The sequence below is a fragment of the Colwellia sp. PAMC 20917 genome, assembly GCF_001767295.1.
Taxonomy (GTDB): Bacteria; Pseudomonadota; Gammaproteobacteria; order Enterobacterales; family Alteromonadaceae; genus Colwellia_A.
Window position 1 is genome coordinate 495802 of record NZ_CP014944.1, and the last position, 21745, is coordinate 517546.

Sequence of the window (21745 nt, forward strand, 5' to 3'; positions counted from 1 at the left end):
TTTTTTGAGAAAATGCTAAATATTCAAGTGACTATCAAATAACATACTAGAACCAACGCTTATATGCAATTCTAGTAGAGCAACAACAATAACGCTGATACCTAATCCTTAGGATATTACAGAGCATTTACCCATAATATATCACTAAATTAGTAATAATTACTGGCTAAGCGGCTAACCGTCATCATATATATTCGAGCTGCAAGTTAATTATTTTCAATTAAAAAGCTTGCTAATTCTTTTGAATTAAACGGTTTTCTTAAAACAGGGTAATGCCATTTTTTATCTTCCTCAGCAATATAACCACTAATTGAAAAGATTCGAATATTGGGAAACTTTGCTTTCACTAATTCCACAGCCTCTCGACCTGAAATATCGGGTAATATCATATCGGTAATAAAAATATCAAAAGGTTGCGCAGTCGCTAAAATGTTGATTAAACCCATTTTATTGTTGGTATGTTCAGTTTTAACGCCTTCATTTTCTAAATACAAGGAAACAAACTCAGCAATACTTATCTCATCATCTAAAATAAGTACGCGCTTTCCCTTCATATTCAATTGGCTTTTAAGCGTTAAAGGAATTTTTTTCAGGGGATTTTTTAAAATCTGGCACTTAAAGACTAAAGTAAAGTGCGCCCCACCCAAACTGCCATGTCCTGAAACTCGTATTTGACCATTATGTTTATATATTGTGCTATAAACATTAGCTAAACCAATACCGTTGCCCTTATTAACTGATTTACTGCTGTAAAAGGGATCAAACACTTTAGTCAAATTACTTTGCTCAATACCTACACCACTATCTTTGACATGAATTTCTAAATTTTGCTGTTCATTAATGTTGGCCGATATTTCTATCTGTCCAATTAAGCCTCTTTCGCGGATCGCATCCTGAGAATTTAACACTAAGTTAAGCAATATATTAATAAATTCACCTTGAGGAAACTTTATTTTACAACATAGCTCATTGGTATTAATGCTAAAGTCTATGGTAGGAAGTAACAATTGCTTAAAAAGATATTGGTTATCAATAATATCTTGTATCGGGTCAAACCGAACCACTTTGATGGTAGGTTTACGCGTAAAAGCTAATAAACGCTCGGTAACGCTTTTACCTTTATCTATCGCATTCTTGACCCGCTCAATATACCTTGAAATATCACGTTCACCTTGGGCGAACTTAATCTCTAACATTTCGGTAGCACCTAAAGCAACGCCCAGTACATTATTGATGTCATGTGAAACATTACCAAAAGTATTACCCAGTAAAGCGAGTCGATTACTAATAAGTTGTTGTTGGTCTTTACGAAATTGCTCAGTAACGTTTTCAACAATCCAAATAAATATTCCTTCATCGGCTTCATAGGTTACCGATAAATCAAAAACACTATTGTATTGATCAAAACTAATATGAGTTTCTTTAAGTTGACCACACGCTTTTGCTTTTCGTTTAAACGCAAGATAGTCGGTAATACTGAAATTAATGTAATTAAAAAGCACGGCGCTACTGCGGGCAGTTTTTGGTGTTAGGTCTTGATAAACGACATTATCTTTGTCATCAATAAAGAAAACCGGTATCTTTATTGTATAATTGACCATAGCAAGCAGTTTTAATTTTTCAAAAATAGTTTCTGATTGAGTAATATCTTTAAATACGCCAAAAACACCAACAACCTCACCCACCGTATTGAGTTCAACCTCACCAAAACACTCCACTTTCACTTTGTTGCCCAGTTTATTTTTTATAGCACTTTTAAAATAGAAGTCTTGTTTATTGGCGATGGCATTATCTACATGATTTCGTACCCTAACCTGTTCTTCTACCAGATAAAAGTCTAAGGCCGAAACAACCTTTGGTTGGTAATTAGTGGCGTCTACACCATGAATTTTATAAAGTTCGGTTGACCAATACAAGGTATTCTCGATGCAATCCAGGCGCCAATACCCTGATTTATTTAGACTTTCCGACAGCGATAGATAATTATTTTTTTCTTTTAACTTCGCGACTAATTGGTGTTGCGCGGTAATATCTTTAACTGAGCCAAACATTTTATAAGCACGATCCGCCCTGTATTCGACAATTTTACCAAAAACAGTTACCCACTTCGTTGCGCCTTGCTCAGTAGTCATTAACAGCGTTAAATTTATATTGGGTATTTCACCAAGACAATGCGCTTTCACTTCTCGGTTAAGGCGGGCTAAATCTTCTTCTTTTAGCCATTTTTGACCAAAAGAGAGTGGGCCTAAGAATGCTTCTGCAGAGTAGTCCAACATAGCCATAAATTGTGCGGAATAAAGTAGCGTTCCTTCAATAATATTACACTCCCAAAAAGCTTCTTCTATGGTGTTTAATATTTTATGGGTGTGTGTTGATAACGCTGCAGATTCTATTTTATCTGCTAGATTTTCTTGCTCATTAATCGTTTTATCGTCAGAGCTATCCTTTAACAATGAATCCATAAGATAGACAGTATAACCGCCAGCAACTTCACTTGTTTTTATTGTACAATTGAGCATCTCATCTGACTTACTCAATAAAACAACATCTCTAACACCTGACATAACTCCTGATCTACCTTGGTAGTTATGACAAAACTTTAGATGCGAATTAGCAAGTTCCTTGGGCAAGAGCATTTCTAGCGGTTGCCCTTTAATTTCTGCTAAACAATAACCAGAAAAACTTTCTACCCAACGATTACAACCGGTAATAATCCCTTGATGATCTAATTGAATAACCGAAAAAGGAATACTATTGATCGATACCGTTAAATCCTCAGAGGTCGTACTCAAAATAGTTCATCCTCATCATCAAAATCAACTGTTTCCTCTTCTTGTTGTTGATTAAGGACTTCAAGTTCATCAACACTGGCTAAGGCGCCATCAAGTAAATCGGTAACTTCAAGAAAATTTATATCATCTTGTGAGTGTTTTTTTAAGGCACCGTGAACCAAGTTGGTAAGATATTGTTCTTGTTCATCTGACATCTCTAAGACATGAAAGCTCATACCTATGTTGGTGACTATCTCATTCATCACTTCCTGTTGATGGTGCTTAGATATGGCAATCATGTTTTTGGTAGTAGAAACAGCTTGCTGAATTTTGCTTTGTACCTCCACCAGTGAATTTTTATAAGTAATAAAAGCAATACGAGCACCTATGCATTCAATAACAGAGGCGAGTGCATCAATATATATATCAGTATCAATAGCGCCATCGACTAAATTTAAAATAAGGATTGAGCACAGTGGATGGTTAAAAATAGTTCTAGAACTAAAGCGATATAAACGAGGTTTAACCCTTAACAGTTTCATTACATCGATTTCTACAGGAGAACAAAAGCCATTTTTAGAACTAAAGAAAAGGGATTTTTCATTGATCGGGTAAAAAGCAATACAGCCATCTAAGTTCATTGTATAAAGAAATGAAAACACTTCATCTCTAATTTTTTCTAAAGTAAAACAATGATTAAGTCGAGATGTTAGCTGCATACAGCTGCCATATTTAGCCGCTTGTGCCATTGAAATATTAATAACTCGATCTTTTGAACTAATTTCTGTTTCAAAGCTATGAATTTTATCTTGATAAGAGATAAGTTTTTTTAGCTTTTTATCCAAAGCTAATAAAGAAATAGGTTTTGCAAGGAAATCATCGGCTCCACACTCTAAACCTTTAAGTACAGCATCTTCGGTGGCTAGGCCAGAATACAAGACAAAAGAGGTTGCGACAGTATGTTGTTCAACGTTACGTTTTATCCATTGCGACCCTTTGTCAGCACCGATATTTTCATCAACTAAGGCGATGTCAAAAAGTTGATTGTCGCTGACTAACTTATCTGCATCTTTAATATTAGTCGCGCACGTTACTTCAAAACTTTCGGTTAGTGCTTCATGAAGCAGTTCAAGGTAATCTTTGTCATCATCAATAATTAACAAACGGGGTTTAGACATAATAATTCCTTTTTTTTATGAGATTTCAACCTTAGTAAAGGCAGTTGTTAAGCACTTTTTTGAAAAACACTAGAACGATTGCGCCCTTGGTCTTTTGCTTGATATAAAGCGATATCAGCTTGTTTTATTAATTCACTTGCATTGGCTACGTGATCGGCAGCATTTGTTGTTGCAATACCGATACTTACCGTCACATAAGGAAATATCGATGAATATTCGTGTTTTATTTTTTGACTTAATAGCGCTAAGCTTAATTCTTTTGCTTTAAATCTAGCGCCCTCGACCGGCGTAAAAGGCAGCACAACAATAAACTCCTCTCCCCCATAGCGAGCTAATGAGTCAGTGACTCGGTTAAGCGTTTCATTAAGTGTATTAGCAACCTGAACTAAACACTTATCACCTTGTGGGTGACCATAGTTATCGTTATAAGGCTTAAAAAAGTCAATATCTATCATCAATATTGATAATTCCCCTTGTTGGCGCTCATTAATTTTCCAAGCACTAGCGAGGACTTCTTCTAACCCTCTTCGGTTAAGTATCTGCGTTAGCGGGTCAATACTACTGAGTATTTCTAGTTGTTTATTGGCGCGTTCAAGTGCCCCTTTCATTTTGGTAATACGTTCCATCGCTCTTAATTTTGCGCTTAAAATAACTTGTTTTATCGGCTTTGTTAAGTAATCATCAGCACCCGCATCAATACCTTGAGTTAAATACTCTTCGCTGTCGTTGGAGCTAAGAAAGATAATAGGGAACCATTTGGGGTATTCTTTTCTCATCATTTTTGTTAGCGCAAAACCGTCAACCTCGGGCATTTCTATATCCATAAGCACTAAATCAATGTTTTCTTTCTTTAATGCCGCCATCGCCTGGACATGGCCATTAGCAACGACGGCAATATGGCCGCTGTCAATGATCATGGCACTAACAACTTCTCTGATAAACTTATTATCATCCACAACTAGAATGTTCACGTTAATACCTTATTAAATTGATCATAAATTAAAATATTGATGTCTACGATGCCCAAACATAAGATGCTTCGACCACACTACCATTATCTTGGAAGTCTAAGCTGTCACACAGCTGCTCAACTAACTCAATACCACGACCGCTAAGCTCGAGTTTATTGGCTGGCTTGTTCACTCGTTGCTCATAGTATTTTTTTATATCAAATCCTTGACCACTGTCTTGTATTTTAATCATAATTCGTCCGCCATTTGGAAAGGGGTAATGGCATATTTGTAATTCAATAAAGCCATGCGCTAAATTTTTCAAACGCAATTCTCGCTCTTTGTAATATTGAGAGAAACCATCTGCACTGGCTTTTAAATTGGAGCTCAAACCTAAGACACCATGGTCAAGTGAATTAACAAATAACTCAGTGAGTATGCTGTATAAACTTTGCCAATGCTCTGCATGACCTTCTATTTCATTTATTTGACTCATAGCCATAGGAATTGGGTTTATAGAGGCTAAGCGCTTACCACTTAAGGTAAGTTGCCAATGCCATGCTGGCTCTGTTGCCAAATAGATATCGTCAAGTTGCTTAGCTGAAATATTGGTAATACCATGACTGGCAACCAGCACGTGTTCCCAACCTCCGCAAGGAATGTCAATCAATGAAATATCATCTTCTTGTGGCATAGTTTGGCAAAAGTCATTAACCGCATCAAGCACACACTCACTAACCTTATGCGTGATGACCCCCTGTTTTGCCGCCTGTTCGAATCGGTCAAAATCAAACATTTCCCCGTGTTCATTTCTCGCCTCAACAATACCATCGCTGATTAAGATCATCCGATCGGTTTCTTCAATACCAAATACGGTTAATTTACTCTCAGGTAAAAGCTTTGGAAGCACACCTATCGGGGGGTGACTTGACGATATTTGATGTTTTATTTCACCTTGTTCAGAAAACAAGTAAGCATCGGGTAAGCCCGCATTAAAAATATACACAGATTTATCATGGCTAGAGATACTGGCAAACCCAGCCGCGAGAAATAAATCTGCAGGCAGTAAATCATAAAGTTGATGGTTAATTTGATTAATAATTTCAAATAACAAAAAACCTTTTTTGGTCATCGCTCTAAAGGTTTCCGCTAAGGGAATAGCACCAATAGATGAACGCAGTCCATGGCCAGTAAAATCTCCCAACATAACATTAACGTCGCCATTAGGAGATAGAGCGGTCAGTTGTATATCACCACTAAATAACGCAGCGGGTTTTTTAATAATGCCAATGCGGTCAAGCGAGAAGTTTCTTGCCTCAATAACGCCTGACATTAACTGTTCAGCAAGCTCGGCATCTTTTTGTTGTTCTTGTTGTAAAATCTTAACTTGTGCGTATAAATCACTGATTCGTTGGATTGACTTTATTTTAGCTTTAAAAACTTCGGGTGAAAATGGCCTGACTAAGATACCGTCACCGCCAGCATCAACACACTCAATAAAAGCTTTATCTGTATCCATGCTAGTAATAAAAATCAGTGGGCACAAGCTATTATCTTGCGATAAACTTTTAATTTTTCTTGCAGCTTCATAGCCGTTCATAATGGGCATATTAATGTCCATTAACACTAAGTCAGGCTTGTACTTAACATACATAGCCACACCACGAGCACCATCATTAGCTGTAAAAACACGATAACCTTGCTCTTTTAATAAGACACTTAAGACTTTGCATTGCATTGCAGAGTCGTCAACAACTAAAGCTAATTTAACATCATTTTTTTCATCTAACACGGCTATAACCTATAATTCTATGGTGAGCAAACGGTGAAATTGCGCAATTTCTAAAATTTTATTCACTGACTCGCTTGGTTTACTAATCACGACTTTTCCTGAATAGTTTTCAGCATGATCTTTAAGTAATAAAATCATCCCTAAAGCAGAGCTATCCATATAAGTCGTTTTTGATAAACAGATAGTAAACATCGAGTTTTTTTCTTTACAGTTAACATAGGCATCTCGAAAGTGTTGATGCAGTGAGAAATCAAACCGACCTTCAATACTAATTTCTATATTTTTTTTATCTTCTGATACTTGCTTTATAACATTCATAGTCGTTCCTAATAATTTAGAATTAAAACAACTCAACATCACCTTCATCCATAGATGACTGAGATACGCTGCGCTGCTCATTTTGGTGTTGAGATTGTTCGATGAGCGATTGACATTGATGCTGTAATTTTTGTAGTGCTTGTGGAGTATTACTATTATTGATTTCAAATTCCATTAAAACTTGATTGAGAGCCGTAATAGTTTCAGTATTATTTTTAAGTGTTGCAAGGGCTTGACACGTTAAGTCTTCAAATTGTAGCGAGCGAATGCCTGTAGCGACTGTTTCTGCAATTTTTGGTGATAACCCAGCAAGTTCTTCAACAATGGCATTGGTTTGTGAAGTAGACTCACCCACATGCTCAACCATAAGACTGACTCGACTTTTAGCCTCAAGTGTTGTGGTCATATCAGCTGAAGCCATAGCTTGAACTGAGTTTCTTAGCTTTTCAATGATAATTTGTGCTAATGATATTTCTTCACGAATATTATCATTGAGGTCGGTAGAATTAACCGATAACGCCCTGACTTCATTAGCCACTACAGCAAAACCTCTACCGGCATCTCCGGCTCTCGCTGCTTCTATAGCGGCATTAAGGGCTAATAAATTAGTTTGGCTCGCTAAACTTTCTACTTGTCCCAATAAGCTAAAAATACCGTCGAGCTGTTTGCTCATTTCATCGCTAAATGACACGGCAGCTAAACTTTGCTTGCTGGTGGTCATAATCACCTGTACAAAATCATCTAAAGTCTCACTGGAGTCGTGAACAAAAGACTCTATCGTGGTGCCGTTTTCATCAACAGCACCTCGATGATTACCAATAGCGGCATTAAGCATGACTTGTTGTTCATCTGTTAAGCTTTTTAAAAATTTAAAACTATCTGCAATTCCAGTTGTAGCCTCTTGAATTAAGATACTGGCCCGGTCAACTTCGGTATCAACGATGGCTATTTGCTGGCTAAGTAAGCTAACAATTTTTGTCAGGGTTATTTTTATTTCTTTGTTATTGTTATTTTCATTAAGCTCATTGCGCCCATCAGCATCACTTGCACTTGATAATGTCAGCAATGCATGATGATTTTTATATAAGATAATCAAGACAAACGACAGTAATAATGTCAGCGCAATTGATAAGTATCTCAGTTGAAAAAATAAAAGGTCCATCAGTATTACGCCAACAATCACCAGTCCAGTTTTTAATAACAGCATGGCTTTATTTTTCATAAAACACCTCTTTTTTACTCTTTCGATCCACTGCAGCATGAGCTAAAATTTCCTTAGGTATAGTAACTAATGAGCACTCTTTTACCTGAGCATTTAATGCATGAGCACTGCCTGGCATTCCCCAAATTAAACTACTTGCCTTATCTTGGATAATAGTCATAGCGCCTGCATTTTTTAAATTTAATAAACCTTTGGCTCCATCTTGTCCCATGCCGGTTAATAATACCGCTTGAACATTATTAGCAAGTGGCAGTAAGGAATTAAACAAAACGTCAACGGCAGGCTTATGACGGTTAACATCAGATGAGTCTTCTAAAATACAAAAAAGTGCTCCGCCTTTACTTTCTACTTTTAGATGAAGATTACCTGGCGCAATATAAACATTACCCGCTTTAATCTTTTGGCCATGCCTTGCTTCTTGCACATCAACAGCACAATTTTCGTTCATCCGTTGTGCATATCTCGCACTGAATATTTTTGGAATATGTAAGGTGATAACCACAGCGGGAGAATTACTTGGCAAAGCGGTAATAATTGCTTTAATTGCTTCGGTGCCTCCTGTTGAAGCGCCAATAGCCACTAAATGATTCGAGCGCTGGCAACCTTTAAAAAGCAGTAGACCAGCCACTAGAGGTTTTGATAGCGCGCTGTTAAGTCGAAAGTTTTTATTATCAACCGTTGCGGCAAATTTTATTTTTCTCAATAAAGTCTCTTGAAAAGTAGACTTATTAGCAATCAAGGCTTCAAAACTAGGTTTTGCAATAAAATCAACAGCCCCTATTTCTAAAGCTTGTAGGGTTATATCAGCCCCTTTGGTCGTTAATGTTGATAACATCACGACCGGCATAGGGTGCAGTCGCATTAAGTTTTTCAAAAAGGTAATACCATCCATCTTTGGCATTTCAATATCTAAAGTCAGTACGTCAGGATTTAGCTTTTTGATTTGCTCTCGCGCGATCATTGGGTCTTTAGCTTCGCCAACCACTTCAATTTCAGGGTCATCTTTTAAAACCTCATTAATAACCGCTCGGATAACCGAAGAATCATCAATAATTAATACTTTAATTGGTTTCATATAACTAACATCCTAAGCTCGACTGTAACTATTAAATAACGCTAAAAAATTCTACATCACACGCTCAGCAGGAACAGGTGTTTGGTCTATAAGGATTTCAATAATCGCTAAAATAATTCTACATCACCTTCTACAGGTGTTTGGTCTATACGGTTTCTGTAAGCACTTTCACGACGCGCAATAGTATCATTATGTAAATTATCAATCGTTTTAACAAAAGCTCGGCCACTTAGCGGTTCAAACAAAACCTTGCGAGGGAAAAAAGAACCTAAATCTGAACCTTCAACGGGTATCCCTTCATCAGCAAGATATTTCATCACAAAGCTAATATTTTTTTCACCAATATCAGACATGTGTTTTAAGACTTTACCGCCACCAAATACCTTAGCGCGTAAATTTACTTTTCGACCACCGTTTTTCAAGATCATATTAATGAGGTGTTCCATTGCAAAGTTGCCATAACGCGTCGCATCAGATGCCATACCGCGTTGTCCCCAATCAACTTCATGGGCTTCTTTATCGGTTAGCGGCAGCATAAAATGATTCATGCCACCTATACCGCTATGTTCATCCCAAATGCAGGCTGAAATACAAGACCCTAACGTGGTCGCTATAGCAACATTATCTCGAGTCATATAAAATTCACCAGGAAGAATTTTAGCGATAACTTGTTGTCTTTTTGCATCCCAATAATGATTTATATGGGCAAACTCTGCTAAACATTGTTTTAAGCATTGCTTAACATAAATATTGTCTTGTCGATTTAAAACCATAATTATTTGTTCACTTATTATAGAACGGCTAAAATGCTTTTCTAAAAATGGTGCGTCCGACACTTTCAAAATGTTGTTGATATTGACCTAAATTTTCACTATGCCCTAAAATAAGTAAACCGCCCGGTGCTAACATTTCATAATAACGGGCAAATAATTCTTGCTGCGTTTTTTTATCAAAATATATAATCACATTTCGACAAAAAATGATGTCAAATGGCCCTTTCATTGGCCATTCATGTAATAGATTCAATTTTTTAAAGGTAATAAGTGCTTGTAACTGTTTACCTACCTTTACTTTACTTTCGTTAATGCCAATGCCTTTGGTAAAATATTTTTCCTTAAACTTCCTTGGAACATCTTCTATGCGGCGTTCATCATAAGTACCTTCTTTAGCAACAGCTAACACATTACTGTCAATATCTGTTGCTAATATTTTTACATCCCATTGACTTAACTGGCTTTTTATTGCTTCGAGCACCGTAATAGCAATACTGTAAGGTTCTTCTCCAGTGGAGCTTGCAGACGACCAAATTCTCAGGCGTTTATCATGCGATAGGCGATTACCGAGTAATTTAGGTAGTTCATCTTGCGTCATATAATCAAAATGATGCTGCTCACGAAAAAAACTGGTTAAATTCGTGGTAATCGCATTGATAAAGTAATCTTGCTCTTTTTCTGTATCTGCCTTTAATAAGTTGCAATAAGCCGTAAAGGAGGGAAGTTTACGCTCACGAATAATACGAGTAAGACGACGGTACACCATCTCTTTTTTACTGGCATTGAGTACAATACCAGCTGTGTCATAAACAAATTGACAAAGATAATTAAAGTTATCGCTACTTAATTGAAACGCTTTATCACGCTCTGTCATTAATCGTATGCCCTAGAACTCTTCCCACTCTTGATCCGATTCAGTTTTGGTTCGAGTCACCTTTGCCCTGGGCGCTGGTCTGGTTGGTTGTCTGCTCGCGGCTCTTGTTGGTTGTCTACTTGCCGGCTGTCTACTTGCCGGCTGTCTAGTTGCCGGCTGTCTAGTTGCCGGCTGTCTAGTTGCCGGTCTTCTACTTGTTTGTTGTGAGCGACGAACAGGGGTTTGAATCTCTTGTTCATCATCTTCGCCATTATTAAAGAAAGCAACTTGATCAAGAAGTGCTTGTGACTGTTCTTCCATTGACTTACTCGATGCTGCTGCTTCTTCAACTAATGCGGCATTTTGTTGAGTCATTTCATCCATTTGGCTAACGGCGGCACTGACTTCGCCAATACCTGCCGATTGCTCTTTACCCGCACTGTCAATATCGCTGATCATTTTACTGACTTCTTCAATAGCATTAACCAGTTCAGTAAAAGTTTGACCGGTTTCATCAACTAACTTAGTCCCTTGACCTACCGCTTCAACACTGTCGTTTATTAAACCTTTAATCTCTTTAGCGGCACCGGCTGAACGTTGCGCTAAGTTGCGAACTTCTGCAGCAACCACCGCAAAACCACGACCTTGTTCACCCGCTCTTGCCGCTTCAACTGCAGCATTTAAAGCCAACAAGTTGGTTTGAAAGGCAATTTCATCAATAACACTGATGATGTCAGCAATTTTTTTACTCGACTTATTAATATCACTCATCGCCGTGATAGCATTTTTTACTACTGCGCCACCATTACTTGCTTTGTCCATAACCGATGCTGACAACTTACTCGCTTCAGATGTGTTTTCTGCATTCTGCTGCACGGTACTGGTTAGTTCTTCCATAGCAGAAGCTGTTTCTTCAAGGCTAGAGGCTTGAGATTCTGTTCTGTGGCTAAGTTCGTTGTTTCCTTCAGCAAGTTCACGAGCTGAATCAAAAACATTGGTTGACGCGCTGCGAATATCACCAACCATATTACTCAACACATCAATAAATTCATTAATAGAAGTGCCAATAATATTAAATTCACCTACCAACTCTGTTTCAATATATTGCGTTAAGTCACCGTCAGATAAGGTCATTAACGTTTCTTTAATTTGAGCAATAGCTTGCTTTCTTCCGGTGATATCTGCGGCATATTTAACGACTTTCATGGTCTTGCCGTTTAAATCTAAAATAGGGTTGTAAGACGCTTGTATCCAAACTTCTTTCCCGCCTTTGCCTATGCGTTTATATTCGCCACTGTCGAATTCACCGCGATTAAGTTTTTGCCAAAATTGTTGATATTCAATAGTCGACTTATGAGCAGGATCAACAAATAAGCTATGGTGTTGCCCCTGTATTTCACTAAGTGTATAACCTAACGCCGATAAAAAATTGTCATTGGCGGTAATAATAGTACCGTCCATATTAAATTCAATCACCGCTTGTGATTTGCTTATCGCGGCAATTTGTCCAGAATAATCAGCACTTATTAATTTTTGTTTGGTGACGTCTGAGGCGAATTTTACCACTTTAAAAGGTTTATCATTTAAGTCTAATATAGGATTGTAAGAAGCTTGTATCCAAACTTCTTTACCACCTTTACCGATGCGTTTATATTCTTTTGAGTCGTATTCACCGCGATTTAAGCTTTCCCAAAAGAGTTTATATTCAACACTATTTTTGAGTTCTGGCTCAATAAACATGCTGTGGTGCTGGCCTTTTACTTCTTCTAGGGTATAACCGAGCGTTGATAAAAAGTTTTCATTCGCGGTGATAATAGTGCCGTCCATATTAAATTCAATCACAGCTTGCGCTTTACTTATCGCTTCAATCTGACCTAAAAAGTTTACGTGGGCTAATTTTTGTTCAGTAATGTCCGTTGCAAATTTCATCACTTTATAAGGAACCCCCTCTGTATTAAGGATAGGGTTATAAGACGCCTGTATCCAAACTTCTCTGCCGCCTTTAGCAATGCGTTTATAAGTTTTTGATTCAAACTCACCACGATTCAAGCTTTCCCAAAAATTTTGATATTCTTCACTTATTTTAAAACTATGTTCGACAAACATACTGTGATGCTTACCTTGCACTTCTTCTAAGCTATAACCTAAGGTCGATAAGAAGTTTTCATTGGCGGTAATAATAGTACCGTCCATATTAAACTCAATTAGCGCTTGAACTTTATTCAGCGCTTCTATCTGAGCTAACATGTCTGAAAATTGCAATTCTTTAGCCTGCTCAACTGAAATTTCGGTCTCTTTATCCATGGTAGTATTCTTCCCTATCGATTGAATGTTATCTTTTATTTTTATAGGATTAAGCACTAACTCAATAACAATGCTTCCTACTAAACGTTTAATTGTCGAGATCCAAGCTCTTTTGAGCGCAATTTTTAACTCTTTATCTAGTATCATTGTTAATGCTAGCAACAAGGCATTTTCAACATCTGCTTGATAATTTTTAACATCATTAGTAGTGACTGATGTATTAACTTTTTCTTCAGTCAGTTCAATTGGCTGTAATAAATTTATTTCTTGGCTTAATAAACAGATAAAGTCTTTATTAGCCCGGATTTTATCTTGCTTATCATTTTTTAATAATGTCGCTAATTCCGGTCTTAATACAAATAATTGTTGATAAAACAAATCGCCAACATCGGGTGAAAGTATCAGTACTTTTTGCCAACTTTGCTGAACTAAATTAATCTGTTTAGCTGTCATTATATTAATGCTCTTATTTATCTATATTGTCGCTTATTCAATAACGATCAACACTGCTTGCTATGTATCATTGCAGTGAACTGTTTAGGTGGTTTTCTACGTCGTAGAGTTCGTCCTGATCTAATAAACTATGACTATCCAGTAAAATAATAAGCCTGTCGTCAATTGACACTAAGCCCTGTAAAAAACAACGATCTATTTTATTACCAAAAGTAGGAGGGATCCGTATTGATTTTTTGTCAAACTTGTAAACTTCTGATACGGCGTCGACCACAACACCGACTACCATGTTTTTTTGACTATTTGGCTTTCGTAAAATAATGATCACTGTTTGTTCATTATATGCGAGCGGTTGTTGACCAAAACGCTGGCGTAAATCTATGATAGGTACAATAATGCCACGTAAGTTAATGACCCCTTTGATATAATTTGGCTTGTTCGGTAACTCGGTAACTGAACTCCACACGCGTATTTCTTGTACGCATAAAATATCAACACCATACTCTTCGCCATTTAACATAAAGGTGAGATATTCTTGCTCTTGTTCCATGGTATCTTCCTTTATTTATATTAACTGATGTTTTTCAATTTCTTGTAAAACGTTAACATTGAGTAAAGTGACAACATTTTCGCCAACATTTACTAAACCTTGTAAGTAATTTTGTGGTACACAGCCACCAAATGCTGGCGCAGGTTTTATATCGCTTGCTTCTACATTGAGCACATCTGATACGGCGTCAACCACAAAACCTATAGTGCGGGTTTTATCTTCGGTTTCCACAGTTAAAACAATCACGACCGTTGTTTCACAATAAATAGCACTACTGATATTAAATTTCATTCGTAGATCAACTATAGGTACAATAATGCCGCGCATATTTATAACCCCTTTAATATAACAAGGTGAATTAGGGATGCGGGTTGGGTTTTCCCAACTACGTATTTCTTCGACACATAAAATATCAACAGCGTATTGTTCATCTGCTAATAAAAAAGTGAGGTACTGGTCACCACTGGTAATAAAGTCGATGCCCTCTAAGGAATGCTCTCCTTCAACTGGCACCTCTGCTGCTAACATTTGAATATCCATTAAGTGTTCACTCCTGTCGATATTGACTGGGTAATTTGAGATTGAACACTTGACTGGTGTTGTTGATTTATTTGTGCTTTTGTTAACGCCATTTCAATAATACCAGGTACATCAAGAATCATAGCCACAGAACCATCACCCAGGATAGTGGCTCCTGAGACACCTTGAACTTGTTGATAATTATCATTTAAGCTCTTAATGACGACTTGCTGCTGGGCAAGTAAATCATCAACCATTAAACCAATTTTTTGTCCGTCTGCTTCAACCACAACCAACAAACAACTTTCGATATGTTCAAATTCACAAGGGATATTAAATAACTGATAAATAGGGATAACCGGTACATTATCTTCCCTGAGCCGATAAAGCAGCATGTCACCTGAAACACGATTAATAAGCTCTTTTTGTGGCTGAAGAGATTCAACAATAGTAATTAAAGGAATAATATAAACTTCCTTACCCACCCGAACTAACTGACCATCAAGTATTGCTAAAGTAAGAGGTAGGTTTATCCGAAAGGTACTCCCCTTGCCTTGTTCAGACTCGACTTGTATTCGTCCACCTAATGATTGAATATTCTTTTTTACCACATCCATACCGACGCCACGGCCAGAAATATCACTGACCTCTTTAGCTGTAGAAAATCCAGGTTCAAAAAGTAAATCAAAAACTTGGCTATCAGATAAAGTGGTTTTTTCATCAACGAGGCCTTTTTCAAGTGCCTTATTAAAAACAGCTTGGCGGTCAATGCCGCCACCATCATCACTAATTTCAATACAAATACTGCCACCTTGATGATAGGCATCAAGCACAATAGAACCCTTTTCAGGCTTACCATTAGCGAGTCTAACGTGTGCAGACTCAATACCATGATCAACGGCATTACGCACTAAATGTACCAGCGGATCGCCAATTTGTTCCATAACAGTTTTATCGAGTTCTGTTTGCTCACCTTTAAGAATAAGCTCAATTTCTTTTCCTGTTTTTTTAGACAGGTCATGTACTAATCTTGGAAAACGATTAAAAACAAAACTAATCGGTAGCATGCGAATTCGCATAACACTTTCTTGTAATTCTTTAGTATTTTGTAGTAACTGCTCCAACCCCGCATTTAGGCGCTCAACTTTTGACAAGTCAAAATCATTGCCTAACTCAGACAGCATAGATTGAGTAATAACTAATTCACCAACCAAGTTAATTAAACTGTCAACTTTATCAACGCCGACTCGAATAGAACCGAGATCATTTTTAGACTTACCTGCTGGTTTATCTGGGATGTTTTTTGGCGTAGGCTCAGGAAAGCTAGATTCGATTGGCGTTGTTATATTAGTCGCTTCATCTTGGCTTGACTGATCAATAGTATTGACTTCAATCCCCTCTTTAACTTCAACTTCAACAGCTAAGAGGTGTTCTTCTTTGGTAATAATTAATTCACATTCATCTTCAACCCATTCAAAGACTTCTTTTATTTCCGCTTCACTGGCATTTGAGCACAATGTTAACTGCCAACTTAAATAGAGTTCTTCGGCATCAATATCATTTAATGCTGGTAGGTCTTTAGCATCAGCTTCTAAAGAAATTTCTCCTAAATCAGCCAAGGCATTAAAGAGGAGTAGAGGGTCATTACCCGTTTGCACTAAATGATGCTCTGGTATAAATTTTATCTGCCACCTTGTTATATCATTGTTATTGTCCGTAGTGTCATCAACGTTTATGAGTAGTGCTTCAGTATTCACATTGCCACTTGAGGCTAATGTTTCCTCTAAGCGCGTTGAGTTTTCAGCTATTTTTTCACTATCACACTCTTGTTCATCTCTTATTGCCTCAATTAACAAGCGCATACAGTCAACAGACTCTAATAATAATTCAACGTCATCTTGTTCAATATTACGCCTGCCATCACGCATTTCATCAAGAAGTGTTTCAACCAAATGAGTGAACTCTGTGACATGATTAAAGCCAAAAGTACCAGCTCCTCCTTTAATGGAATGGGCAGCACGAAATATTGAATTAATCGTTTCATCATCACCTTGCTCTAAATTTAGCAAGCTCGACTCCATTAATTCGAGACCTTCAAAACTTTCTTCTAAAAAGCTTGGAATAAACTGTGTGAGATCTACGCTCATAATAGCTACCTAACAACCCGCTTAATGGTTGCTAATAATTTTTCAGGGTTAAAAGGTTTAACTAACCATCCGGTAGCACCAGCTGCTTTGCCACGCATTTTCATATCACCAGAACTTTCGGTCGTTAGCATTAAAATAGGAGTAAACTTAAAAGGGGGTAACTTACGTAACTCTTCGCATAAAGTAATACCGTCCATAATCGGCATATTTACGTCTGAGATCACTAAGTCAAAAGCCCCACCCTGAGCTTTACTCAAACCTTCTTGTCCGTCTCTTGCTTCAACGGTTTCATAACCGGCACTTTTTAATGTAAAACTAACCATATCGCGAATAGAGTTAGAATCATCAACAACCAAAATTTTGGTCATAGGTATTTCCTTTTTAAGGTAAATATAAACAGCAAAAGCTTAATAATATTTAGATGATATCTCAAAATTGATTCTAAGCATTTAGATATTGATTTAAAATGGCTTCATTAAGCCCTAATTGCTTAACGCTTTCTTGAATAACACGGGAGTTGGAATTCCAATTGAGTACTTTATTTTGTGCCGCGATGTAGGTGACCGCCGCTAATAATAATTGCACACCAACGGTATCTATATGGGTAACAGCACTGTCATCAAATGTTATAACATCATTTTTAGCAATTTCATCGAGTAGTTGATTTTTACAGTCATCCACTTGAGCAATGGTTAACAGAGCCGGTAATATGAACATTTAATCCCTTATAAATTCGCATAAAAATAGAATACTTAGCAACAAAGATAAACCATAAAAAATTAACTGCAAGTTTATTTTAATAGAAACCCGCCATTTTTTAGGTGTTTAGCATAAATTCATTACTTTTTTTTAAAATAAACATAAATAAAGTAAGCTTTCGTAATGAATATATTGCTTTCCCTGTTTACAATTATTATGGTTAAAAAAAGGATATGTTTTGAGAACAGCTATGCCAGAAGATAATCAAAAAGTGCCCAGCCAAATATTTCGTTGGTTTGAAAAAATGAAAACTAACTACGAGCAGAGTGTTCAAGGTGTATTAGAGCGGTTTGAAAAATATAGTCATAGCCAACAATTAAGAATTGATCTCGCTAATCAATCAAACATTGATAACTTAAAGCAGTCTCATCAAAAACATCTTGACCAACAAAATGCTCATATCAAACAATTAACTGAAGATGCGAGCTATTACAAAAAACAAATCAGTAAACAGCAACAAACCATTGAGCAACTCAATGGCCGCTATGATGCAGTGATGAGTTGTTTGTTAACTGAAAAAAGAAAAGATATAGACATTAAAGATATATTTTCTGATAACGAAGATGAAAACAGCGAGCTTATTGAAGACTTATACTTAGAAACTCACCATAACAAAGTTGTTGATAGCCCCTTTAAACACCAAGGGCAAAGTGAGTTAAATAATGAGCCAGATATAACGACTTCGCCCTTAAGCGAAAGAGGTAACGACTTGTTCGATAACGCTCTCTTAAAAAGGCAGTCTGGCGATATTGAACAAGCGTTTCAATTGTTTGAACAAGCGGCAAAGCTTGGTCATGTAAAAGCGATGGGCGCGATGGGCCGTGCTTTTTTCTTAGCTGAAGGCACAGAAGAAGATCATGGCCTTGGACTTGCCTGGCTTATTCATGCGGCAAATCAAGATCTACCGCAAGCGGTCGCCCGGGTTAAATTTTTTCAAGACAATAACCCTGAACTTTACCTGCAGGCACTTAATCTATCAGCAGACCCAATATTCCTTAAATATTAATGGCGCGATAACTTGGCTTTTATCACATGTAAAAATAGCTTCTTCAGTAATGTATATTGTATAAAATAAATAGTTCATGTCATAATAACGAAATAATATACATTATTTTTGGGACGCTAATGACACAAACAATGACTATAGGTGTAGGAGGCTCTGATGCACAAACAGAGCTAGCCAAACTTAACAATATGACTGGCGATGTTGAGCCTATTTCTTCAAACGAGTTTGAGTTACGTATCGCTAAAGCTCAGCAATTAATGAAAGACAATAATATTGAGGCAACTTACTTAGATGCTGGCACTAACCTCTATTATTTTACGGGCACAAAATGGTATGCCAGTGAACGTATGGTTGGAGCAATAATCCCACAGCAAGGCGACATTCAATACATTACCCCATTCTTTGAGGTAAATACCTTACGTCAGTATATGACCATTAAAGGTAAAGTTAATGGTTGGCAAGAACATGAAAACCCTTATCAATTATTTATTGAAACCTTAAAAAACATGGGGATTGACTCAGGCAATATTGCGCTTGACGAGTCAACCGCATTCTTCATTGCTGATGGTATTAAACAATGTGCCGACAGTAGCCTAAACCATTACCAACTGATCAATGCAAAAGCAATTACGGCTGGTTGTCGTAGTGAAAAATCGTTAGCTGAAATAGCTTTGCTACAACAGGCTAAAAATATGACGATGGCAGTACATCAAGCCGTCGCTAAAATATTATATCAGGGGATCAGTACGCAAGAAGTTACTGACTTTATCAATCAAGCCCACATAAAGGTTGGCGCCGCTGCAGGATCTTACTTTTGTATTGTGCTCTTTGGTGAAGATTCATCTTTTCCACACGGGGTAAAAAATCCAAAAACTTTAGACATTAACGATATAGTGCTTATTGATACCGGTTGTCAGTTAGAAGGATACAATTCAGATATCACCAGAACTTATGTTTTTGGTGAAGCTAACCCACGTCAGCGTCAAATGTGGCTGATTGAAAAAAATGCCCAAGCAAGTGCATTTAACGCAGCAATACTTGGCGTACCTTGTGGTGATGTTGATATTGCCGCTCGTGATTATTTAGCCAGCCAAGCAATGGGACCTGATTATCAAACACCGGGTTGTCCCCACAGAACCGGCCACGGCATAGGTTTAGACATTCATGAATGGCCTTATCTAGTTCGCAGTGATAAAACACCCCTGTCGGTAGGAATGTGTTTCTCTAATGAGCCAATGTTAGTGGTACCAGACGAATTTGGTGTTCGCCTAGAAGATCATTTTTATATGAGTGAGCATGGGGCAAAATGGTTTACTGAACCATCATATTCTATCGATGACCCGTTTGGACTAATAAAGGGCTAGTTAATTTTAATTAAAAAAAGTTAATCCTTTCAGTTAATAATTTGTAACGTTTTCGCTCATGTTTCACGTTATTAGTTCACATTAGCCAAATAATTGTTTGGCTAATGCTTAAGCATTGAGTAGAATTAACTCATAAACGAAGGTTGGTTGGAGATTTAATACTATGCACGCTCTGTTTGAATATCTCCCCCTCGTTGTTTTTTTTATTGTTTATAAATTTGTTGATATATATTGGGCAACCGGCGCTTTAATTATTCTTGGCGCTGCGCAAATAATTTACTATCTTTTCAAAAAAGAACCCATCCCTAAACGTACCTTAATATTTTTTGTCCTTATTGCGGTGTTTGGTGGGCTGACAATATTTTTACATGATGATAATTTTCTCAAATGGAAAGTCACCATCATCAATTTATTCTTTGCAATCGCACTTATGGTCAGTGATAAAATTTTTAATAAAAACATCATCAAAGACTTCCTCGATGAGTCATTAACTTTACCTGAGGATATTTGGCGTAAGTTAAACTTAGCTTGGGCGCTCTTTTTCACATTTTGCGCGATATTAAATTTATACGTCGCTTTTAATTTTGACCAAGACACTTGGGTAAACTTTAAAGTATTCGGTTTAACCGGCTTAATGTTTGTTTTTTCAATCGTCTCAATTTTATTATTATCAAAACATTTACCCGATGATGATGAAGAAAGTGACAGATCAATTGAAGAAAAGAAGTAATCACTTAACCTAAATATAACCTCAACCTTTATGGAAACGACATGTTTTATCTTATTTATTCAGAAGACGTAGAAAATAGTTTAGCTTTAAGAATGTCAGTACGTGAGCAACATTTAGCACGTTTACGAGAATTACAAGACCAAGGGCGATTATTAGTTGCGGGTCCTTGTCCGGCAATCGATAATGAAAATCCTGGTGATGCAGGTTTTACTGGTTCACTTATCGTTGCTGAATTTGATAGTTTAACCCAAGCCCAAGTATGGGCAGATAAAGACCCTTATATTGGCGCGGGTGTTTATAAAAAAGTGACCGTAAAACCTTATAAAAAAGTACTACCCGCATAAAGTTGAGCTATTATTACTTTACCTATGATCCGATGATTAACCATAAACTTATAAATATAATGAAAAGTATCATGAGCAAAAATTCTTTCTACTGTTTAGCCTTAGCCCTTTGTTTTTTATCCAATGTTAGCTACGCAAAAAAGTCTATTGATGAATGTGAGCTGACCCAAAAAACAACCTCTGGCTTATCAGGCTGTCTAGACATAGTTAAACATGCGGTAGATAGAGAGTTACAAACATGGATAAACAATCAAGTGTTCATCCTTGAAGAGTTTGCCTCTGTAACCGGAAGAAAAGCGGCATTAAACATGTTTAAACGCTCACAACGTAATTTCATTACCTTTAGAGAAAATGACTGTCGATGGCAGTACCTTGCTATTTCACCGGGAACGGGTGCGGCTTCTGCCTACAAGAAGTGTTATATTTTAGTGAGTCAAAGCCGTATTAAAGAATTAGAATCAATTAACCCCTAGCACTACTATTTCAGCCCAGTACACTGTTATATAAACAGTTGCTTGGCTGAAATATAACTCGACTTTCCACCCGCGGTAATGGTCTGAACATTGATGATTTCATGCTCGCCAAAACTTGCTTTTAGTTGCTGACTTTCAAACAATTCACTTCAATGCTCATGATA

20 protein-coding genes are annotated in these 21745 nt (G+C 37.1%); 5 read left to right on the forward strand and 15 right to left on the reverse strand.

What is annotated here, in order from left to right:
- Nucleotides 1-206 precede the first annotated feature (206 nt).
- The 15 genes from A3Q34_RS02130 to A3Q34_RS02200 form a co-directional block, all read right to left on the reverse strand.
- Nucleotides 207-2792, reverse strand: coding sequence for a hybrid sensor histidine kinase/response regulator (locus A3Q34_RS02130; protein ID WP_070373848.1), 2586 nt, complete (start codon nt 2790-2792; stop codon nt 207-209).
- Nucleotides 2789-3949 carry a response regulator gene (locus A3Q34_RS02135; protein WP_070373849.1) on the reverse strand — a complete coding sequence of 387 codons (1161 nt, stop codon included), beginning with the start codon at nt 3947-3949 and terminating at the stop codon, nt 2789-2791. The genes A3Q34_RS02130 and A3Q34_RS02135 overlap by 4 nt, the downstream gene beginning before the upstream one ends.
- Nucleotides 3950-3996: 47 nt before the next feature.
- Nucleotides 3997-4920, reverse strand: a complete 924-nt coding sequence (locus A3Q34_RS02140) for a GGDEF domain-containing response regulator (RefSeq protein WP_070373850.1) — start codon at nt 4918-4920, stop codon at nt 3997-3999.
- Nucleotides 4921-4963: 43 nt separating this feature from the next.
- Nucleotides 4964-6691 carry an ATP-binding SpoIIE family protein phosphatase gene (locus A3Q34_RS02145; protein WP_231907416.1) on the reverse strand — a complete coding sequence of 576 codons (1728 nt, stop codon included), beginning with the start codon at nt 6689-6691 and terminating at the stop codon, nt 4964-4966.
- 9 nt (nt 6692-6700) lie between these two features.
- Nucleotides 6701-7009 carry an STAS domain-containing protein gene (locus A3Q34_RS02150; protein ID WP_070376971.1) on the reverse strand — a complete coding sequence of 103 codons (309 nt, stop codon included), beginning with the start codon at nt 7007-7009 and terminating at the stop codon, nt 6701-6703.
- A gap of 22 nt (nt 7010-7031) precedes the next feature.
- Nucleotides 7032-8231 carry a methyl-accepting chemotaxis protein gene (locus tag A3Q34_RS21020; RefSeq protein ID WP_070373851.1) on the reverse strand — a complete coding sequence of 400 codons (1200 nt, stop codon included), beginning with the start codon at nt 8229-8231 and terminating at the stop codon, nt 7032-7034.
- Nucleotides 8221-9306 carry a protein-glutamate methylesterase/protein-glutamine glutaminase gene (locus A3Q34_RS02160; RefSeq protein WP_070373852.1) on the reverse strand — a complete coding sequence of 362 codons (1086 nt, stop codon included), beginning with the start codon at nt 9304-9306 and terminating at the stop codon, nt 8221-8223. The genes A3Q34_RS21020 and A3Q34_RS02160 overlap by 11 nt, the downstream gene beginning before the upstream one ends.
- A 107-nt stretch (nt 9307-9413) precedes the next feature.
- Nucleotides 9414-10079 carry a chemoreceptor glutamine deamidase CheD gene (gene cheD / locus A3Q34_RS02165; protein ID WP_083277866.1) on the reverse strand — a complete coding sequence of 222 codons (666 nt, stop codon included), beginning with the start codon at nt 10077-10079 and terminating at the stop codon, nt 9414-9416.
- A gap of 28 nt (nt 10080-10107) precedes the next feature.
- The gene (locus tag A3Q34_RS02170; RefSeq protein ID WP_070373853.1) at nt 10108-10953 is read right to left on the reverse strand and encodes a CheR family methyltransferase; all 846 of its coding nucleotides are present in this window, start codon (nt 10951-10953) and stop codon (nt 10108-10110) included.
- A 12-nt stretch (nt 10954-10965) separates the two neighbouring features.
- A complete protein-coding gene (locus A3Q34_RS21025) occupies nt 10966-13689 on the reverse strand; it encodes a methyl-accepting chemotaxis protein (protein ID WP_070373854.1) in 2724 nt (907 codons plus the stop codon).
- Between the two features lie 67 nt (nt 13690-13756).
- Nucleotides 13757-14239: a chemotaxis protein CheW gene (locus A3Q34_RS02180; RefSeq protein ID WP_070373855.1), complete on the reverse strand. Its 483-nt coding sequence runs from the start codon at nt 14237-14239 to the stop codon at nt 13757-13759.
- Nucleotides 14240-14254: 15 nt separating this feature from the next.
- Nucleotides 14255-14779: a chemotaxis protein CheW gene (locus tag A3Q34_RS02185; RefSeq protein WP_083277867.1), complete on the reverse strand. Its 525-nt coding sequence runs from the start codon at nt 14777-14779 to the stop codon at nt 14255-14257.
- A complete protein-coding gene (locus A3Q34_RS02190) occupies nt 14779-16905 on the reverse strand; it encodes a chemotaxis protein CheA (RefSeq protein WP_070373856.1) in 2127 nt (708 codons plus the stop codon). The genes A3Q34_RS02185 and A3Q34_RS02190 overlap by 1 nt, the downstream gene beginning before the upstream one ends.
- A 5-nt stretch (nt 16906-16910) precedes the next feature.
- A complete protein-coding gene (locus A3Q34_RS02195; protein ID WP_070373857.1) occupies nt 16911-17273 on the reverse strand; it encodes a response regulator in 363 nt (120 codons plus the stop codon).
- 73 nt (nt 17274-17346) lie between these two features.
- On the reverse strand, nt 17347-17622 hold the full coding sequence (locus A3Q34_RS02200) for an STAS domain-containing protein (protein WP_070373858.1): 276 nt from the start codon (nt 17620-17622) through the stop codon (nt 17347-17349).
- 220 nt (nt 17623-17842) lie between these two features.
- Between A3Q34_RS02200 and A3Q34_RS02205 the strand changes: the two genes are divergently transcribed.
- The 5 genes from A3Q34_RS02205 to A3Q34_RS02225 all read left to right on the forward strand — a co-directional run bounded on the left by A3Q34_RS02205 (nt 17843) and on the right by A3Q34_RS02225 (nt 21581).
- Nucleotides 17843-18670, forward strand: coding sequence for a tetratricopeptide repeat protein (locus A3Q34_RS02205; RefSeq protein ID WP_157470756.1), 828 nt, complete (start codon nt 17843-17845; stop codon nt 18668-18670).
- Nucleotides 18671-18801: 131 nt separating this feature from the next.
- On the forward strand, nt 18802-20034 hold the full coding sequence (locus A3Q34_RS02210) for a M24 family metallopeptidase (protein WP_070376974.1): 1233 nt from the start codon (nt 18802-18804) through the stop codon (nt 20032-20034).
- A gap of 163 nt (nt 20035-20197) precedes the next feature.
- The gene (locus A3Q34_RS02215) at nt 20198-20764 is read left to right on the forward strand and encodes a septation protein A (protein ID WP_070373860.1); all 567 of its coding nucleotides are present in this window, start codon (nt 20198-20200) and stop codon (nt 20762-20764) included.
- Nucleotides 20765-20805: 41 nt separating this feature from the next.
- On the forward strand, nt 20806-21108 hold the full coding sequence (locus A3Q34_RS02220) for a YciI family protein (protein ID WP_070373861.1): 303 nt from the start codon (nt 20806-20808) through the stop codon (nt 21106-21108).
- A 71-nt stretch (nt 21109-21179) separates the two neighbouring features.
- Nucleotides 21180-21581, forward strand: coding sequence for a lysozyme inhibitor LprI family protein (locus A3Q34_RS02225; RefSeq protein ID WP_070373862.1), 402 nt, complete (start codon nt 21180-21182; stop codon nt 21579-21581).
- Nucleotides 21582-21745: the final 164 nt, after the last annotated feature.

Bases quoted from the DNA above. Each gene is read 5' to 3' on its own strand.
- A3Q34_RS02135 (WP_070373849.1), bottom strand. From the start codon at position 3,949: ATGTCTAAACCCCGTTTGTTAATTATTGATGATGACAAAGATTACCTT.
- A3Q34_RS02150 (WP_070376971.1), bottom strand. From the start codon at position 7,009: ATGAATGTTATAAAGCAAGTATCAGAAGATAAAAAAAATATAGAAATT.
- A3Q34_RS21020 (WP_070373851.1), bottom strand. From the start codon at position 8,231: ATGAAAAATAAAGCCATGCTGTTATTAAAAACTGGACTGGTGATTGTT.
- A3Q34_RS02160 (WP_070373852.1), bottom strand. From the start codon at position 9,306: ATGAAACCAATTAAAGTATTAATTATTGATGATTCTTCGGTTATCCGA.
- cheD (WP_083277866.1), bottom strand. From the start codon at position 10,079: ATGGTTTTAAATCGACAAGACAATATTTATGTTAAGCAATGCTTAAAA.
- A3Q34_RS02170 (WP_070373853.1), bottom strand. From the start codon at position 10,953: ATGACAGAGCGTGATAAAGCGTTTCAATTAAGTAGCGATAACTTTAAT.
- A3Q34_RS21025 (WP_070373854.1), bottom strand. From the start codon at position 13,689: ATGACAGCTAAACAGATTAATTTAGTTCAGCAAAGTTGGCAAAAAGTA.
- A3Q34_RS02180 (WP_070373855.1), bottom strand. From the start codon at position 14,239: ATGGAACAAGAGCAAGAATATCTCACCTTTATGTTAAATGGCGAAGAG.
- A3Q34_RS02185 (WP_083277867.1), bottom strand. From the start codon at position 14,779: ATGGATATTCAAATGTTAGCAGCAGAGGTGCCAGTTGAAGGAGAGCAT.
- A3Q34_RS02190 (WP_070373856.1), bottom strand. From the start codon at position 16,905: ATGAGCGTAGATCTCACACAGTTTATTCCAAGCTTTTTAGAAGAAAGT.
- A3Q34_RS02195 (WP_070373857.1), bottom strand. From the start codon at position 17,273: ATGACCAAAATTTTGGTTGTTGATGATTCTAACTCTATTCGCGATATG.
- A3Q34_RS02200 (WP_070373858.1), bottom strand. From the start codon at position 17,622: ATGTTCATATTACCGGCTCTGTTAACCATTGCTCAAGTGGATGACTGT.
- A3Q34_RS02210 (WP_070376974.1), top strand. From the start codon at position 18,802: ATGACTATAGGTGTAGGAGGCTCTGATGCACAAACAGAGCTAGCCAAA.
- A3Q34_RS02215 (WP_070373860.1), top strand. From the start codon at position 20,198: ATGCACGCTCTGTTTGAATATCTCCCCCTCGTTGTTTTTTTTATTGTT.
- A3Q34_RS02220 (WP_070373861.1), top strand. From the start codon at position 20,806: ATGTTTTATCTTATTTATTCAGAAGACGTAGAAAATAGTTTAGCTTTA.
- A3Q34_RS02225 (WP_070373862.1), top strand. From the start codon at position 21,180: ATGAGCAAAAATTCTTTCTACTGTTTAGCCTTAGCCCTTTGTTTTTTA.